General features: G+C 61.3%; 8 protein-coding genes. 1 reads left to right on the forward strand and 7 read right to left on the reverse strand.

The window, feature by feature from the left end; all coding sequences use genetic code 11:
* Positions 1 to 782 precede the first annotated feature (782 nt).
* Positions 783 to 2,741 (forward strand): M23 family metallopeptidase, encoded by a 1,959-nt coding sequence (locus tag C5748_RS23985; protein ID WP_105745070.1) that lies wholly within the window; start codon positions 783 to 785, stop codon positions 2,739 to 2,741.
* Positions 2,742 to 3,012: 271 nt separating this feature from the next.
* Here the strand turns inward: C5748_RS23985 and C5748_RS23990 are convergent, their stop codons facing one another.
* From C5748_RS23990 to ptsP, 7 genes are all read right to left on the reverse strand, one after another.
* Entirely contained in the window at positions 3,013 to 4,476 is a 1,464-nt protein-coding gene (locus tag C5748_RS23990; protein ID WP_105745072.1) for a L,D-transpeptidase, read from the reverse strand.
* A gap of 149 nt (positions 4,477 to 4,625) precedes the next feature.
* Positions 4,626 to 7,229 carry an ATP-dependent chaperone ClpB gene (clpB, locus tag C5748_RS23995; RefSeq protein WP_105745074.1) on the reverse strand — a complete coding sequence of 868 codons (2,604 nt, stop codon included), beginning with the start codon at positions 7,227 to 7,229 and terminating at the stop codon, positions 4,626 to 4,628.
* 271 nt (positions 7,230 to 7,500) lie between these two features.
* Positions 7,501 to 8,316, reverse strand: a complete 816-nt coding sequence (locus C5748_RS24000; RefSeq protein ID WP_105745076.1) for a DUF4167 domain-containing protein — start codon at positions 8,314 to 8,316, stop codon at positions 7,501 to 7,503.
* Positions 8,317 to 8,480: 164 nt separating this feature from the next.
* Positions 8,481 to 8,651, reverse strand: coding sequence for a hypothetical protein (locus tag C5748_RS28335; protein ID WP_158259921.1), 171 nt, complete (start codon positions 8,649 to 8,651; stop codon positions 8,481 to 8,483).
* Entirely contained in the window at positions 8,617 to 9,477 is an 861-nt protein-coding gene (gene prmC / locus C5748_RS24005; RefSeq protein ID WP_105745077.1) for a peptide chain release factor N(5)-glutamine methyltransferase, read from the reverse strand. The genes C5748_RS28335 and prmC overlap by 35 nt, the downstream gene beginning before the upstream one ends.
* Complete coding sequence (gene prfA / locus C5748_RS24010; RefSeq protein WP_105745079.1) at positions 9,477 to 10,556, reverse strand: peptide chain release factor 1; 1,080 nt, start codon at positions 10,554 to 10,556, stop codon at positions 9,477 to 9,479. The genes prmC and prfA overlap by 1 nt, the downstream gene beginning before the upstream one ends.
* Before the next feature lie 213 nt (positions 10,557 to 10,769).
* A complete protein-coding gene (gene ptsP, locus C5748_RS24015; RefSeq protein WP_105745081.1) occupies positions 10,770 to 13,040 on the reverse strand; it encodes a phosphoenolpyruvate--protein phosphotransferase in 2,271 nt (756 codons plus the stop codon).
* Positions 13,041 to 13,223: the final 183 nt, after the last annotated feature.

Here is a 13,223-nt window from a genome sequence, read left to right on the forward strand (position 1 = left end):
AAGTCGAAAACTCAAAGCCTGTCTCGAGGGCGAACTCTGCAACCGCCAGCGGCGCGCCGCCCTCGTTGTGGCGCTATATACGGCCCCCAATCCCAAACTGTCAACTCCATAAAACCGCTTTTTTCCAAAAAAAATTCGCTCGCCTATTCTGGCCCCGCCGCGTTGCCGTTCAGGGGCAACCGCTCCGTCATATTTCCGTCGCATGGATATTGCGCAGGAAGAACCTTGTTGGATCAAGGAAGGCGGACGATCGGATGATAAGCGAGTGTTTGCATAATATAGGGACGAAGCACGGCGCTACAAGGGCAACCACGGCCCATCCGAATTCGGGGCCTGCTCGCAGGCTCCAAATCTTCAGTTCCCCTCGTCCCGTCATCGCTCCCCATGAATACGTGAATATGGACATGCAATCGCTCACATGATGGGCGCTCGTTTGTATCATATAGGAATGAAGCCGCCCGACATGGGGGTGGCCACAAACCTGCCCAATTCGAACCCTAGCCCTTTCTTCGATTGCGCGTGATGTCACGTTCAGGACCTGTGTCGGCAAATTATGGTCAGCAAATTGTGGGGTATATCAGGGAAAGCCGCCTTACCCCCGGTTCGGCGTTGGCTTCGCGTTGACTTCGGGGCTGGCGACAGGCAAAACTCGGGTTCACTCACGGGGCGAGCCCCTCATCACACAAGCATCATGTGCTTGTTTCCAGCCTATAGGACTGGCCGGCGCGCGATCGGGCACGTTCGCACACACGGCACGATCCAGAGGACCGGCAGCTTACACGATGAAGGAATACGAGCGGCACGCGATCGACCCCGGCAACGAACCGCCGCTCATCACCGATGGGCGACGGGGACCGCCGGACCGCCGCGAGATTTCCGCCCGCTGGCTCGCCGGCACCTTCCTGACCGGCATCACCTCCTGCATGCTCATGGGTGTTGCGCTGTTCGCCGCCCTCGACGGTCGAGAGCAATTGGCGACGCCGCCGGAATTGCTCGCGCATGACGAAATGCAGGGCCCGGATTCCGATAGTGATACATCCAAGGGCGATCGCGTCGCCGCCACCACCGCCGTACAGAAGAACCACGACCGGCGGCGCTTCGACGTCTCGACGATGCAGAAGGTCGGCGAGCGCGAAGTCATCCGCACGCGCCCCTTCGAATATGTGCGCATGGCGCTTGCCGCCGACCATCCGGGCAGCCGGAAATATCCCGCATTCAACGCGCTCGCCATTTTCTCGGAAGGCGCGCCGCCGGCGCAGACCGCAAGCACCGGTCAGATATATGGCGCCAAGGTGGAAAGCGAAGTCAGCCTGCGGACAGAGGATTTCCCACTGGCGACGGCGAAGTTCGATTCATCCGCCGACCTCACCGCCGACGAGGTGGAGAATGTCGTCCGCAACACGGGGCTGCTGCTCACCGACGGCGACATGCAGGTCGCTTCGCTGCATTATGTGGACCCGCTGCGCTTCGGCAACAGCGAATCGCCCTATTCGCTGACCCCGCCGCTGGACGTCCGCATCACCCAGGAAAATGTCAGCATCGTCCCGCGCGCCGGACCGGATGCCGTCAGCAACGGCTTTTCGGAAGAGGTGATCCCGTTCCACAGCGATGAAGCGATAGCCGATACGCTGGCCAAGGCGGGCTATGACGGCGCCAATGCCGCCGATATGGCCGAAGCGCTGAGCAAGCTCATGAATTCGCCGCGCCTGAAGGCCGGCAGCGTCCTGCGCGTCGGCGTCGAATCGCATAATGACGAAGACCGCATCGTGCGCGCCAGCATCTATAATGGCACGACGCATCTCCTGACCGTCGCGCTCGATGACCGCGACCAATATGTCCCGTCGAACGAACCGGAAATGACGCCGCTCCTGCGCACCGCCTTCGACGGCAGCGCTCCCCCGCCGCGTATCCGTGGAAATCTCCCTTCCGTCTACGACGGCATCTGCCGTGCCGCTCTTGCCTATGGCATGACCGAAGCCATGACCACCCAACTCGTCAAGATGCTGGCTTCGGACGTCGACCTGCAGGCAACGGTCACGCCGACCGACCAGCTGGAGGCGTTCTTCTCGCTGCCGGAAGATTCCGAGCGGGCGGGGGAGAATTCGGAAATTCTCTATGTTGCCGCCACCTTCGGCGGAACGACCCGCAAATTCTATCGCTACCAGGCGCCGGACGGCACAACCGACTATTTCGACGAGAACGGAAAAAGCGCCAAGCAGTTCCTGTTGCGCAAGCCGGTGCCCAACGGCGTCTTCAGCTCCCCCTTCGGCATGCGCCGCCACCCCATTCTCGGCTATCTCAGGATGCATCCCGGCGTCGACTGGGCCGCGCCGCGCGGCACGCCGATCATCGCCGCCGGCAATGGCGTGGTCGAAAAGGCGGGCTGGACCAACGGCTACGGCAACCAGACGATCATTCGCCATGCCAACGGCTACGAGACCAGCTACAATCACCAGAACGCCATCGCGCGCGGCATCACTCCCGGCGCTCGCGTCCGACAAGGTCAGGTCATCGGTTTCGTGGGCTCGACCGGACTTTCGACGGGCGCCCATCTTCATTACGAGCTGATCGTCAACGGCACCAAGGTCGACCCGATGCGCATCCGCCTGCCGGACAACAAGGCACTGAAAGGCGAGGAACTGGAAGCTTTCAAGCGTGAGCGTGAGCGCATCGACCGGTTGCTGAACGACCAGAAGGACAATGGCACCAAAATTGCGGCAACCGGTTCGCCCAACGGCTGAAAACCGAATGGTGGTGAATGGTGAATGAAAGTAGCGTCTTAGAGTATCCTGTCAGGGCTAGCTTGAAATAGCTTCCCCCTCGCCGTCATTCTCGGGCTTGTCCCGAGAATCTACGATGGCTGATCTGTCATGGCCGTATTGCTTCTCCTTTTACTTATGGCAGATTCTCGGGACAAGCCCGAGAATGACGGCAGGACATGGAGCGTTGTCCCGCCAATGTTTCAATTAAGCCATGAACACACCCTAGCTATTCACTATTCACCATTCATTCTCATTCCATGAATTCGACCGTCACGCCCGGTTTCACCAGTTTTGCCAGTTCCTGGGCATCCCAATTCGTCAGGCGGACGCAGCCATGGCTCGATGTCTTGCCGATCCTGCTAGGCTCCGGCGTGCCGTGAATGCCGTATGTCGGCTTCGACAGGGCGATCCAGACTGTGCCGACCGGCCCGTTCGGCCCCGGCGGGATGGTCAGGACCTTGTCATTGTTGCCCTGCTTGAAATTGATCTTCGGATTATAGGTGTAATTGGGATTGATCGCGATGCGCTCGACCTGGACGACGCCGGAAGGCGAAGGATTGTCGGATGAACCGATGGTCGAGGGATAGGCGACGACCAGCCTGCCGGTTTCATCATAGCCGCGCACCTGCTTTCGCCGCTTGTCGGCGACGATCCGCGCAACTTTGGCGGTCACAAGCCTGCCGACATTGGGGACGCGGATCACGGTGCCGGGCCGGCGAAAATCGGTTTCCGGATTGAGTTCCTGCAGATAGGCCTCATCGACATGAAAACGCTCGCCCAGCATTTCGCGCACCGAGGTGAAGGCCATGCTGGGAAGCTGCGCCTTCTCGCTGTAATCCGCCGGCACCGACGCGATATAAGGCTGCGCCGCATCCTCGTCGGTGATCGTATAATCGATGAAGGCCGGCCCGCCCGTCGCCTCGAGTTCTGCGTTGATGGCCGCCTCGTTCGAGGGATCGAGATATTTGCCGGTCAGTTCGCCATAAGCCGCGGCCGCCTTGTCGACATTGCTGCCCGAACGCCCATCGATGACGCCAGGCGATGCGCCGGTGCGGTCGAGCAGGACCTGATAAGCGGCTATCTTGGCCTTTGAACCCGCGCCCTTCGGCATTTCGATCGCCGGAGCCATGTCGTCGGGAGCCGGCAGCGCTGCCGCGGGTGGTTCGATGGCGGGCCGTCGCGAATCATCCTCGATCGAAGCGGAGGTATCAGCTGGCGGCAATTCCGAACGCTCTATCTGCCCGTCGCGGTTTCCATCATAGGTCCCGACAGCCGGGTCGTCATAATAGGGATCGGGAGGCGGTGCGTCCGGATAGCGAGCATAGGGATCTTCCGGGGCGTTGCCGAACCCGTCATAAGGCGCCCCGCCGTCGACGGGGCCGTCCAGCGTCCAATTGTCCTCCGGCGCCGGGACGCGGCGCACGCGCCTGTCGTGACGCGTCGGTTCTTCGATCGACAGGATGCGGCCGCGCCGGTCCATCGTGATCCGCCGCCCGGCCGGATCGATATAGATGCGGATGCGGCCATCGCGATAGACCTCCTCGCCGGGATCGTAGAGTTGCGCGAGCTGGATGCCGCCGGCGTCATCGTCGCGCACCCGTAGCCGATCCGCCTGTGCTGCCTCGCCCAGGGCTGAAAAGCCGGACACGGAAAGCGCTGTACCGGTTGTGGAAGCAAGCAATGCGAGGCGAAAGAATGAAGGGATACGCGGCATGAATGACACCTAAAAGAGCGAACGAATCGTAGTCTACCTGACGATTCTATCCGATTCTTTCCATGCCAGATGAACTGGACATGAAAATGGCCGCCCGAATGCGGAAAATCAGGCGGCCATTTTCGGATAAATAATCCTCGACCGACCGGTCAGGCGGCTTCGACCGTTTCAGCCGGCGCCTTGGCGCGGAAATTGAGGCGGTCGGAACCGGCCGTGATCTTCACGGTCGAACCATCGAGGATATCGCCCAGCAGGATGCGCTCGGCGAGTGGATCCTGGACTTGCCTCTGGATGACCCGTTTCAGCGGCCGCGCCCCATAGGCGGGATCATAGCCCCTTTGCGCCAGCCAGTTGCGGGCTTCGTCGTCGATCTCGATCTGGATTTTGCGATCCGTCAGAAGCGACTGCAGCCGCTGCAGCTGGATATCGACGATGGCGCCCATCTCGTTGCGCTTCAGCCGATGGAACAGGATGATCTCATCGACGCGGTTGAGGAACTCCGGACGGAACGCCGCCCTGACCACCGACATCACCTCGTCGCGCACAACCTCCACATCCTGATCCTCGCCAAGCCCGACCAGATATTCCGCGCCAAGATTGGAGGTCATGATGATCACGGTATTGCGGAAATCGACCGTGCGGCCCTGGCCATCGGTCAGCCGCCCGTCATCGAGCACCTGCAGGAGCACGTTGAACACGTCAGGATGCGCTTTCTCGATCTCGTCGAAAAGGATGACCTGATAGGGCCGCCGTCGCACCGCTTCCGTCAGCGCGCCGCCTTCCTCATAGCCGACATAGCCGGGAGGCGCACCGATGAGCCGCGCCACCGAGTGCTTCTCCATATATTCCGACATGTCGATACGCACCATCGCCGTCTCGTCGGAAAACAGGAACGCCGCCAGCGCCTTGGTCAGTTCGGTCTTGCCGACGCCGGTGGGGCCGAGAAAGATGAACGAACCGATGGGGCGGTTCGGATCCTGAAGCCCGGCGCGCGCACGGCGGACCGCTTTCGAAACCGCCTGCACGGCCTCGCCCTGGCCGATGACCCGCTTGGCGATCTCGTCTTCCATACGCAACAATTTTTCGCGCTCGCCTTCCAGCATCCGGTCGACGGGAATGCCCGTCCAGCGCGAGATGACCTGGGCGATATGATCCGACGTCACGGCTTCCTCGAGAAGGGAACCGCGGCTATCCCTGCTTTCGGCTTCGACAAGCTGCTTTTCAAGCTGCGGGATCGTGCCGTAAGCCAGTTCGCCGGCGCGCTGGAATTCACCGTTGCGCTGAGCGCTGGCGAGCGCATTGCGCGCTTCGTCGAGCTGCTTCTTCAGATCGGCGGCGAGGCCGAGTTTCTGTTTCTCCGCCTGCCATGAGCTGGTCAGACGCGCCGATTCCTCTTCGAGATCGACAAGTTCCTTTTCCAGCCGTCCGAGACGGTCCTTCGACGCTTCGTCCTTTTCGACCTTGAGCGCCTCGCGCTCGATCTTGAGCTGCATGATGCGGCGATCGATTTCGTCGAGTTCCTCCGGCTTGGAATCGACCTGCATTCTCAGCCGCGATGCGGCTTCGTCGACGAGATCGATGGCCTTGTCGGGCAGAAAGCGATCGGAGATATAACGGTTCGACAGCGTCGCCGCCGCCACCAGCGCCGAATCGGAGACGCGCACCTTGTGGTGCTGCTCATATTTTTCCTTGAGCCCGCGCAGGATGGAAATCGTATCGTCCACGCTGGGTTCATCGACGAAGACCGGCTGGAACCGGCGGGCAAGCGCCGCGTCCTTCTCCACATATTTGCGGTATTCGTCGAGCGTCGTCGCGCCGATGCAGTGCAGTTCGCCGCGCGCCAGCGCCGGCTTCAGCAAATTGGAGGCATCCATGGCGCCATCCGCCTTGCCCGCGCCGACCAGCGTGTGCATTTCATCGATGAACAGGATGATCTGGCCCGCAGCCGACGTGACTTCCGAAAGCACGGCCTTCAGCCGCTCTTCGAACTCGCCGCGATATTTCGCGCCGGCGATCAGCGAGCCCATATCGAGCGCCATCAACTGCTTGTCTTTCAGTGATTCGGGCACGTCACCATTGATGATGCGGATCGCCAGCCCTTCGGCGATGGCGGTTTTGCCGACGCCCGGTTCACCGATCAGCACCGGATTGTTCTTGGTGCGGCGCGACAGGACCTGGATGGTGCGGCGGATTTCGTCGTCGCGGCCGATCACCGGATCGAGCTTGCCCGCCCGCGCATCGGCGGTGAGGTCGCGCGCATATTTCTTCAACGCATCATAGCTGCTCTCGGCCGAGGCCGAATCGGCAGTCCGCCCCTTGCGGACCTCATTGATGACCTGGTTGAGCGCCGCAGGGGTGACACCGGCGCGGGCGAGAATATCGGCGGTCTTGGCGGATTTCTCGATGGCGAGCGCGGTCAGCAGGCGCTCGACGGTGACGAAGCTGTCGCCGGCCTTCTTGGCGAGTTCCTCGGCAGTGGCGAAAACCTTGGCCAGCGGCTGCGACAGGTAAAGCTGGTCGTTGCCGCCCGTCACTTTCGGCAGGGCATCGAGTGCGGCCTGAAGTCCGAGGCGCACATCGGCGATCCGCCCGCCGGCCCGCTCGATCAGCGATGTGGCAAGCCCCTCCTCATCATCGACGAGAACCTTGAGCAGATGCTCCGGCGTGAATTGCTGATTGTTCGCAGAAAGCGCGAAGGTCTGGGCAGACTGGATGAAACCGCGCACGCGCTCGGTATATTTTTCAATATTCATATCTGTCTCCTTTTCTACCCGGCCCTATCTAACAGGCACCGGCGAAGGCACTGGTGACGAACTCCCTTATTTACAACACCGCACGCTCTTCATCAGACGCGCAAAGGACGCTGTAACAATTTGGCGAGTCCAATGTCCCGAATGATATGGGAAAGGCGATCAGAACCCGCAAGACGCATCAAAAGAAGCAGAAATAAAATAATAAAAAACGAACGGCGCGGGATGATTCCCGCGCCGCTCGTCAATAATCCGGAAAGCATCCGGTAGCCGATCAGGCGTCGGAACTGGCCTCGACGCGGGCAGCCGGTGTTTCCGCGGGCTTTGCGGCATCGCCGTCCTTGGCATCGTTGCCGCTATCGCCGGTTTCAGCGGCAGCAGCGCTCGCCGTGCGGCGTGGACGCGCCGGACGGCGCGGGCGACGGGTTTCCGCTGCAGGCGTTGCATCGGCTTCAGCGTTTGCTGCGCCATTCGTCCCGGCTTTGACCGGAGCAGGGGTCTCGTCCGAGGCGGCTGTCGGCTGCGTTGGTTCAGCGTTTGCCTCAGCTTCGATCGGAGCGGGCGCGGCGCCCTCAGGGCGCTCATTGCGCGGACGGCGCGGACGGTTCTGGTTGCGGCCCTGGCCGCGTCCGCGATCCGCAGGCTGCTTCTGGTTTTCCGCTCCGCCCTCGCCGAATACCACTTCGGCAGGCGTACCGTCTATGACCGGCTGCGGTCCGGTTCCGTTGACGGGCTTCGGCGCGGGCGCCGCTGCTGCGGCGGCTGGCTGCTCGAAGCCTTCCTCGTCATCGTCTCCATCGTCATCAAAATTGTCGTCGCGCTGGAACTGCGTTGCCGCCTGCGCCTGCGCCGCCATGATGATGCGGTTATAATGTTCGGCATGCTGGAGATAGTTTTCGGCTATGACACGATCGCCGGAAGCCTGGGCATCCCGGGCCAAAGTCGTGTATTTTTCCGCGACGTGCTGGGCATTGCCCCTGATCTTCACATCGGGTCCGTTGCTCTCATAGTTGCGCGATAGAGGATTCGGTCCCTTGCGGTTGTTGTTCCCCCGTCCACGCATGCGCCTGTTCTGCTGTCCTGGCCTCATACTCTTCTCTTTTCAGATTAAGGGGCGCAGATCCCCACGGCCTGAATTGGCCTTTGGGTCTCGCTTGTTATGTGACGAACTGGAGCGCGCCCCGCACTACCATCGTATAAAATCTCTAAAAGTTGCGTGCTGCCGTACGAACCACTCCGACAGGAGTAACGGTGTCAAACACCACAAAGCAGATTTACCGCCTTGGCGATACGCGAAACAAAAGCCTGCTTGGCTTTATACGGTGCGTGGAAACTAAACGCCTTCTCCATAAATTCCAAGCTTTTTTTGGCGCTCTTGGTAATCAAAAACTCAAAGCCTGAAAAGAAGAGCGCGGTCGTGTCCACCAAGATCCTGCGCGACTTCGGCCAGATGAAAACCCCGCTCCGCAAAAATGCTTTTCACCTCGGCCAGCTGCCCTGCGCCGATCTCGACGCCAACTGCACCCCTACCATATAGGTGAGAACCGCTGTCGCTTGCAAGAGCCCTGTAAAAATCAAGCCCGTCCTCGCCGCCATCCAATGCCACAAGCGGATCGTGCTCGCGCACTTCCCTGTCGAGCGTGGCGATCACATGCCGCGGAATATAGGGCGGATTTGAGACGATCAGATCGAATTTGCCCGTGACCACGGCGCACCAGTCGCTCTTCAGCGTCGCAAAACGCCTGGAAACACCGGCCATTCGTGCATTCTCCCACGCGGTGTCGAGCGCACCTTGCGCGATATCGACGCCGATGGCGCGCAGCTTTTCCAACCGGCTCAAAAGCGCGATCGCGATCGCCCCTGTCCCTGTTCCAAGATCGATGGCGTCGGCTATGCCGTTCTCTTTGATCCGCTGCGTCACAAAAGGCAGGACCAGATCGACGAGGGCCTCCGTGTCGGGACGTGGTTCCAGCGTTTCCCGCGAAAGCCGGAATCCGAGACCATAAAACGAGCGTTCGCCCATGATCCGGTGCACCGGCTCTCCCGCCAGCCGCCGCTCGATCGCCCCATCGAGTATCCCGGCTGCTTCATCCGGGATGATTCGCTCCGGCGCGCTCAGCGCATCGAGGCGGGTGGTGCCGGTCGCCCATTCGACGAGAAACCGCGCATCGAGATCGGGCGTCGCGGCTCCAGAGCCACGCAAGGTCTTGCGTGCCCGGGCGTGAAGCGCGGCAAGTGTCTCGCCGCCCATCAGGCGTTTTCGCCCATTTCGGTAAGCAGCGCCGCCTGATGATCGGAGATCAGCGCATCGACCAATTCGTCCAGATCCCCTTCCACGATCCGGTCGAGCTTGTAGAGCGTCAGGTTGATCCGGTGATCGGTGACGCGCCCTTGCGGAAAATTATAGGTGCGGATGCGCTCGGAACGATCGCCGGAACCGACCTGGCTGCGCCGCCGCGCCGAGCGCTCGCTGTCGGCCCGCTGCCGCTCCATGTCGTAAAGCCTGGCGCGCAGGATCTGCATGGCCCGGGCCCGATTCTGGTGCTGCGATTTTTCCGCCTGGACGACCATGGTGCCGGTCGGGATATGGGTGATGCGCACGGCCGAATCGGTGGTGTTGACGTGCTGCCCTCCCGATCCGGATGCCCGCATCGTATCGATGCGGATATCTTCAGGCCGGATGTCGATGTCGATATCTGCCGCCTCCGGCAGAACAGCAACGGTGGCCGCGGAGGTATGGATGCGTCCGCTCGCCTCGGTTTCCGGCACGCGCTGCACGCGGTGCACGCCCGATTCGAACTTCAGCTTTGAAAAGACGCCCCTGCCGGAAACCATGGCGATGATTTCCTTGTAGCCGCCGGCCTCGCCTTCGCTCGCCGAGACGACCTCCACACGCCAGCCCTTGAGGGAGGCATAGCGTTCATACATGCGAAAGAGATCGCCGGCAAAGAGTGCTGCTTCCGAGCCGCCGGTTCCAGCACGGATTTCGAGGATGGCATTCTTTTCATCGGCCTCGTCCTTCGGCAGGAGCAGGATCTGCACATCCTTCTCCATCTCCTCGATGCGCTCCTGCACCTCGGGCAATTCGCTCGTGGCCAGCGACCGCATTTCGGCGTCGACTGACGAATCATCGCGCATGGCGACGAGATCGGCCGCCTCCTGGCGCGCAGCCATCAGCGCGCGGATTTTGGCGACGACTTCTTCCAGATCGGAATATTCCGAAGCAAGCTTTACATAGGTGTCGGAATCCGGGTTCCCCGCCATCTGCGCCTCGATCAACGAGAAGCGCTTCAGCAGTTGGTCCATCCGGTCCTGTGGCAATGCGATCATTCGGTAGATTTCCTAAAGCTTGTCAGAACTAACTTGAAACAGCTTCCACTCTGGCCGTCATTCTCGGGCTTGTCCCGAGAATCTACAACGGCACGATCTGTCAGAACGGAAATTGCTTTTCTTTTCCTTGTCGCAGATTCTCGGGACAAGCTCGAGAATGACGGCAGGAGAAGGTGCGTTGTCCTGCCAGCGTTCGATTAAGCCATAACAACCCTAAAGCGGTATGCCGTTATCCTCGGCGAAGCCGCTCAAGACCTCGCGCAGCGAGTGGGAGCCGTTCGGCTTGTGCAGCGCCTCGAGGAGAAGCGCATTGAGCTTGGCCATGTCGAGCGCGCCAAGCATCGCCTTCACCGGGCCGATCGAGGCAGGCGACATCGATATCTGCCTGAATCCGAGCCCGATCAGCGTCATGGCGGTCAGCGGCTTGCCGGCCATCTCGCCGCATAATGTCACCGGCGTATCGTTGCGTGTCCCTGCTTCGACGATCTGCCGGAGTACCCGCAGGAAAGGTGGCGACAGCTGATCGAAACGGTTGGAGATGATCGAATTGCCGCGGTCCACCGCCATGAGGAACTGGAACAGATCGTTCGACCCCACCGAGACGAAATCCACCACCGCCATCAGTTCGTCGAGCTGCCAGAGCAGCGACGGCACCTCGACCATGGCTCCCAGCCGCAGACGGGTCGGCAGGCTGTAGGCGAAGCGCGACAGATGCCGTACCTCGCGCTCGATGATCTCACGTGCGGCGCGAACTTCGCCGACCTCCGTCACCATCGGCAGCATCAGCCGCAATTCACGTCCGCCGGCGGCCTTCAAAAGCGCGCGCAACTGCGTGCGCAACAGGCCCGGACGATCAAGCGTCAGGCGGATGGCGCGCCAGCCCATCGCCGGATTTTCCTCGCGGCCGGAATTGCGAAAATAAGGCAGCACCTTGTCGCCGCCGATATCGAGCGTGCGGAAGGTCACCGGGCGATCATCGGCGGCATCCAGTACCGAACGGTAGAGACGCTCCTGCTGTTCGGCGCGTGGAAAGGTCGAGGCAATCATGAATTGCAGCTCGGTGCGGAAGAGGCCGATGCCGACAGCGCCCGATTCCACCAATTGCGGCAGGTCGACCAGAAGCCCGGCATTCATCAGCAGCGAGATTTCGACCCCGTCCTTGGTAACCGAAGGCTCGTCGCGCAACTCACGGTAAAGCGCCTGCCGCCTTGCCCGGAAGCGTACCTTCTCCGCATAGGCGGTCTCGATATCCACCTGCGGACGCAGATGTACCTTGCCGTCGTCGCCGTCGACGATGGCCGCATCATTGTTCTCCGCCATGGAGACCACGCCCTTGACCTGGCCGACGACCGGAATGCCCATGGCCCGCGCGACGATGACCACATGGCTCGTCGGCGCGCCATCCTCGAGCACCACGCCGCGCAGCCGCTCGCGCGGATAATCGAGCAATTCGGCGGCGCCCATCGAGCGGGCGATGATGATCGCATCCTTGACGAGCGATTCGGCAACCGTCTTGACGTCGCGCCCCATCAATTGGCGCAGCAGCCGGTTGGCCAGATCGTCGAAATCGCTGAGCCGCTCGCGCATATAGGGATCGGTCAGGTGCATCATGCGGGCGCGGGTGTCGCTCTGCACCTTCTCCACGGCCGCTTCCGCCGTCAGCCCGTTATGGATGGCTTCCTCGAGACGCCGCACCCAGCCGCGATCATGCGCGAACATGCGGTAGGCTTCGAGCACGGCGCGGTGCTCGCCCTCGGCCGCGACATCGCGGCGCGACAGCATGTCGTCAATGGAGATGCGCAGCGATCCGATCGCTTCCTGCAGCCGTTCCAGTTCGCGCTGCGAATCCTCATTGAACAGATTGGTGACGACGATGCGCGGCTCGTGCAGCACGACATGGCCAAGGCCGACGCCGTCATTGAACGAATTGCCGGAGAAACTCATCGGTTTTCCAAGATCGAGTTCGACGCCAGGCCGCGTCAGCCTGGTGAGATCACCCGTAGCGACCATTTCGGCCAGAACCATGGCAGTGGTTTCGAGCGCCTCCAGTTCATCCTCGCGATAGGCCCGCTTGGTCCGGTTCTGCACGACGAGTACCCCGAGCGTGCGGCCTGCGCGCAGGATCGGCACGCCGAGAAAGGAATTATAGACCTCTTCACCCGTCTCGGGCAGATAGGTGAATGCCGGATGCGTCTGCGCGTCGGTCAGGTTGAGCGGCCGTGCGCTCGCCGCGATGGTGCCGACCAGACCCTGGCCGAGACGCAATTGCGCCAGATGCACCGCCTGCGGGTTGAGGCCTTCCGTGGCGTAGAGTTCGAGCACGCCGTCGGAACGCAACACGTAGAAGGAGCAGACTTCCGCGACCATGTTCTGCGCGATCTCTCGGACGATCCGGTCAAGCCGCTCCTGTGGCTCGAGCACCTCCGCCATCAATTCGCGGAGACGTCTGAGCAGGACACGGGGGCCGGTGGTCAGCTCACGCATGGACAGTCGATTGCTCCTTCATGCCGCCGGCCCAGGATGGGATCGGACGATTCGCGCTAGAGCATGATCCCGAAAAGTTGCAGACTTCCAGGTAAGATCATGCGGCTAAAATAACACCTTAAAGCAGGATACCCGCTTCGACTTAATTGCATCCTGCTTTAGGGCCGGAACAACCTCCGGCTT

This window comes from Phyllobacterium phragmitis (assembly GCF_002980495.1).
Classification (GTDB): domain Bacteria; phylum Pseudomonadota; class Alphaproteobacteria; order Rhizobiales; family Rhizobiaceae; genus Paramesorhizobium; species Paramesorhizobium phragmitis.